At 66.1% G+C, this 4,335-nt stretch carries 4 protein-coding genes and 1 pseudogene; 2 read left to right on the top strand and 3 right to left on the bottom strand.

From position 1 onward, the window contains the following. Positions 1-412, bottom strand: a pseudogene (locus ELR45_RS38700) (sodium:calcium antiporter); the annotation flags it as partial. Between the two features lie 114 nt (positions 413-526). Beyond that, positions 527-1,390 (bottom strand): LLM class F420-dependent oxidoreductase, encoded by an 864-nt coding sequence (locus ELR45_RS22085; RefSeq protein WP_129668310.1) that lies wholly within the window; start codon positions 1,388-1,390, stop codon positions 527-529. A gap of 223 nt (positions 1,391-1,613) precedes the next feature. Here ELR45_RS22085 and ELR45_RS22080 point away from each other — a divergent pair, with 223 nt between their 5' ends. Continuing rightward, positions 1,614-2,033 (top strand): avidin-fold protein, encoded by a 420-nt coding sequence (locus ELR45_RS22080; RefSeq protein ID WP_205857034.1) that lies wholly within the window; start codon positions 1,614-1,616, stop codon positions 2,031-2,033. Positions 2,034-2,038: 5 nt separating this feature from the next. Here the strand turns inward: ELR45_RS22080 and ELR45_RS22075 are convergent, their stop codons facing one another. After that, positions 2,039-2,683 carry an Lrp/AsnC family transcriptional regulator gene (locus ELR45_RS22075; RefSeq protein ID WP_129668258.1) on the bottom strand — a complete coding sequence of 215 codons (645 nt, stop codon included), beginning with the start codon at positions 2,681-2,683 and terminating at the stop codon, positions 2,039-2,041. 94 nt (positions 2,684-2,777) lie between these two features. Here ELR45_RS22075 and ELR45_RS22070 point away from each other — a divergent pair. Next, positions 2,778-4,335, top strand: a 1,558-nt coding sequence (locus tag ELR45_RS22070) for an ABC transporter substrate-binding protein (RefSeq protein ID WP_165368005.1), incomplete at its 3' end; no start/stop codon positions are given.

Raw genomic sequence — 4,335 nt, 5'->3', positions numbered from 1 at the left:
GAAGCCGAGGCCGAGCAGCAGGATCAGGCCGTCGAGCCGGCCGATACGTCCGTCGAGCGCCAAGACCAGCATCAGGGCGGACATGACGATCATCACCGGGATGTCGGCGCGCACCAGCTGTGACTTGACGATCAGCGGCATCACCAGCGCCGACAGACCGAGAATGAGCAGGATGTTCGTGATATTGCTGCCCACCACGTTGCCGATCGCCAAACCGGGCGAACCATCGAGAGCAGCGCCCGCGCTCACCGCCAGCTCCGGCGCCGACGTCGCGAACGACACCACAGTCAACCCCACGACCAGTGACGACATGCCCACCGTCCGGGCGAGCGAGCCGGCGCACCAGGGCTTCCCCGCCCGCGATCAGCAGCACGAATCCCGCCGCCAGCATCAATATCGACACGACGTCCACGTCGCAACATTAGACACATACGGCTGACCATCGGCGGATCACCCGGACGCTCCGTGTCGCGGCGACGTCGTGCCGTGTCCGCCGGACGCCGGATGCCGTCGTTCGGGGCCCGCCTCAGCGGAGCAATGCCGGAGCCAGCTCCCGCCACTGTGCGCGCGGCAGGCCCTCGTCTCCCGTCAGGACCTGGACGCAGACATGGTCCGCGCCCGCCTTGTGGTGTTCCGCGATGCGCCTGGTGACCGTGTCAAGGTCTCCCCACGCGATCAGGCTGTCGAACAGCCGGTCGCTCCAGCCACCGGCGTTCAAGTCCTCCTCGCTGAACCCGATCCGTCGGAGGTTGTTGGTGTAGTTCGGCAGCCCCAGGTAGAGATCGAGCACACCGGCTCCGATCTCGCGCGCACGCTCACGGTCCGTCTCGAGGATCACCTTCTGCTCCGGCGCGAGCAGCGGGCCGTCGCCCAGCAGCTCTCGCGCTGTCCGGGTGTGCTCTGGCGTGACGAGGTAGGGGTGTGCGCCTGCCGACCGCTCTCCGGCCAGAGTCACGGTCCTCGGTCCGAGCGCCGCGACCGCGCGGCCCTTCACCGGGACGTCCGCGTCGTCGAGCTCGTCCAGATACGCCACGACTTTGCTGTAGGGGCGCGTGTACCGCTGCCCGGTCCGTTCGACCAACGGGGCGTGGCCCGCACCGATCCCGAGCAGCAGGCGGTCCGGATGCGCGGAGCTCACTCTATGGAACGAGGCAGCGGCTTCCGCCGCCGGCTCCGTCCACACATTGATGATGCCGGTGGCCGCTACCAGGTTCGACGTAGCGGTCAGAACGTCCTCCTGAAGGCCCAAGTCGCCACGCGCCAGCCCGAACCAGGCAGCTGAGTACCCGAGTTCCTCGAGTTCCGATGCCGCTTCGCTGAGCTCATTCCTGTCTCTCGGCCAGATGTCTGATCTTGTCCAGACACCCACACGTCCAACGTCGATCGTCATGTCCATCGGCAACTCGACGTGAGCCTGGTTCATTCCGGGACGTCCCGGTCCCCGGACAGTCGTCCGTCACCGACGACGCGGACCCAGCGACCGCCCCCGCCCTACGGTTCGATACCGTCCACCACGACTGGACGCGTGAGGACCCCGTCCGTCATCCGCGCGGTCTTGGTGTCAGTCCGCGTCTTCCACCCGCCCTCTCCAAGAGATATGGATGCCTAACCTTATGACCAGTCCGGACGACCACACGACCGGTCCCGACGGCCACGTCCCCTCCGCGGCGCCCGACGACTTCAACCTCCACGAACGCGTCTTCGAGATGGTGTCGTCGACGTCGAGCCGCGTCGACCCGGTCCACCCCACTCGCTTCGTCTACTACGAATCCGACGGCATGCTCTGGGGCGACTACACGGGCGACACGGTCGAGCTGGGAAAGTTCTGTGGCGCCCGGACACACGACCTCATCGAGCTCACTTTCGTGCACCGGGACCGTGCCGGTGACGTCGTCCGCGGCGGCGCGAGCTCACGCATCGAGCGCGACGACGACGGGCTGCTTCGGCTCACCGAGGACTTCACCGGGGCCGACGGCGCCTCTCACGTGAGCGTCTGCCGGGAGCTGCCCACGGTCGTCGCCCCGGCTTCCTGACCCGGTCATGGACGCCCACGCGGAGAAACTCGCAGTGAGCGATCATCGCTTGTGCGTACGAATCGGGTCATTCCGTAGCGCTCTCCCGCACTCTCCGAAGCGCCTGCGTCGGAGCCGCGCGGCCGCAGGGAGACCGAGAAGTGGTCTTCGTCCATGAGGAATACCGTCTCGGTTGCCTTGATCGACGGCCATTGTGCCAGCCGTGCGACGACGAGGTCGTGGATGGCCGAGACGTCCGGAGCCCTGACCAGCAGCATCGCGTCGTGCTCGCCGGTGGTCACGGCGAAGTACTCGAGCTCCTCGAGCTGCGGCAGACGTGCGCGGAAGTCGGCCCACTCCGTCTGATGCAACGTGACGAAGACCATCGCCGCGACACCCAGGCCGACTGCGGCTGGATCGACGACGGCGTGTACTCCCCGGATCGCGCCCGCCGCAACGAGGCTGTCGTAACGGGTGTAGGCGTTCGAGCGCGAGATGTTGAGTCTCTCGGCAAGGGCCGCCATCGAGGTGCGTCCGTCCTCGCGAAGTGCTTCGAGCATCCGTAGATGTGTTTCGTCGAGCCGCATACCAGTCCCTAACTGTCCAGAGTTCCCCATCCGCGCGACCGTCAGAGGAGAGATTTCGTCGACACCCAGTAACGTACTGGACATTTGTTCCTCATTCGGCGCGGAAAGTTGAAAACTGCCCAGTGAAAATGGCTTAATTCAGTGCTGACCCGTTCCCGCGCCCGAAGGAGCACCTCCCGTGTCACAGTTCATCCGCCACGTCTCAGCGGCTTCCGCCTTGGGCCTGGCCGTCGCGCTCGTCGTCACCGGCTGCGCCGACTCTTCGAACGACGATGACACGGGTGACGACCAGACCCTCGTCGTCGACGCGTCGTTCGATCTGCAGACCGCCGACCCGAACCGCCAGTACGAGACCACCGGGTCCATCGTGGCCAAGGCCCTCTACGACACGCTGCTGACATTCGACGGCGATGACGTGACCCAGCCGGTCGACGGGCTCGCCAGCTATGAGATGTCGGACGACGACCGCGTCCTCACGCTCACCATGGAGGATGGCCACACCTTCTCCGACGGCTCCGAGGTGACCGTCGACGACGCCGTCTTCTCGCTGCAGCGTGTGCAGGGCATCTTGGGCAACCCGTCGTTTCTCCTGGACGGGGTGACAGTGGAGAAGACCTCAGAGACCACCCTGACGCTCACCTCGGAGGAGCCGAACCCCGCTCTGCCGTTCATCCTGCCGAACCCCGCTCTCGGCGTGGTCAACCAGGAGGTGCTCGAGGAGAACGGCGGCAGTACGGACGAGAACGACGCCGCCGAATCGTTCCTCAATGACGAGTCCGCGGGTTCAGGACCGTACATACTCGAGTCCTTCGACGCGGCCTCGGAAGTGGTCTTCACCGCCAACCCTGAGTATTCCGGCGACGCCCCCGCCTACGGCCGCGTCGTGCTGCGCAACGTCGAGGGTGAGACCCAGAGGCTCAATGTGCAGGCCGGTGAGTCGCAGATCGCTCTCGATCTCAACCCCGACCAGGTGGCCGAACTCGACACCGAGTCCGTGAACGTCGTCTCCAGCGCCTCTCGCTACGTGATCTTTCTGCTGCTGAACCAGGACGACGAGATCAGCCAGGTCACGAGCGACCCGGACTTCCTCGAGGCCGTCAAGCTCGCCATCGACTACGACACCATCGTCGCCCTCGCCGGCGAGGGTTCGGTGCGGCCCGGCGGGTTCATCCCCTCACTCTTCAACGGCTCTCTCGGCGCCGAGGACGGCAACCAACGCGATGTTCAGGCGGCTCAGAGCGCTCTCGACGCCTCAGGTTACGACGGCGAAGAAGTGACATTGAGCTTCCCGAACGACATCACCGTGCAAGGTCTCTCGCTGCAGAGTATCGCCGAGTCCGTACAGGCCCAGCTCGCCGAGATCGGTGTCACGGTCACGCTCGCCCCTGCTCCGGTGGCCACCGAGCTCGACGCCTACCGCGACGGCCTCGAAGAGATCGGCCTGTGGTACTGGGGTCCGGACTTCCCGGATCCCTCGAACTACCTGGCCTTTACGCCGGGCGAGTTGGTCGGCCTACGCGCCGGCTGGACGGTTGACGACGACCCCGCCGTCGCCGACCTGGCCGAGACGGCGCGGGATGCCGTGGGCGATCAAGATCGCGCCTCGGCATACGAGGAGCTGCAGATCGCCCAGAACGCGAGCGGACCGTTCATCCCGCTGCTGCAGCCGGCGCAGAACGTGGCCACCGCGCCGTCGATCACGTCGGTCCAGCTCAACCCGGTGTGGACGATCGACC

The organism is Phytoactinopolyspora endophytica, assembly GCF_004138495.1.
Classification (GTDB): domain Bacteria; phylum Actinomycetota; class Actinomycetes; order Jiangellales; family Jiangellaceae; genus Phytoactinopolyspora; species Phytoactinopolyspora endophytica.
The sequence above is the reverse complement of the archived record's forward strand: the minus strand, read 5'-3'. Positions and strand labels throughout refer to the sequence as shown.